Annotated in this window: 1 pseudogene; it reads right to left on the reverse strand. The window is 65.7% G+C overall.

Going from position 1 to position 297, the window contains the following annotated elements:
• A pseudogene (locus EN845_RS34740) lies at positions 1–297 on the reverse strand (mandelate racemase/muconate lactonizing enzyme family protein); the annotation flags it as partial.

Genomic DNA, 297 nt, shown 5'->3' on the forward strand with positions numbered 1-297 from the left:
CACCTGGCCGCCGAGCAGCTTGTAGACAGGCTTGTCGGCCTCCTTGCCGATGATGTCCCAGCAGGCCATTTCGAGCGCCGAGAAGCAGCCCATGCCGGAAACGTCGGGGCGCTGGGTGAAGCCGGAGGAATAGACGCGGCGGAAGAGGTTCTCGACGTCGTGCGGGTCGCGGCCGATCAGGTAGCGCCCGGCCATGTCCTCGATCATCCTGGCGGTGACATGCGCCGAGAAGGTGGCGTTGTAGGCCTCGCCGTAGCCGACCACGCCGCCGTCGGTGGTGAGCTTGACGAAGATGAA

The sequence above is a fragment of the Mesorhizobium sp. M8A.F.Ca.ET.202.01.1.1 genome (genome assembly GCF_004791595.1).
Taxonomy (GTDB): domain Bacteria; phylum Pseudomonadota; class Alphaproteobacteria; order Rhizobiales; family Rhizobiaceae; genus Mesorhizobium.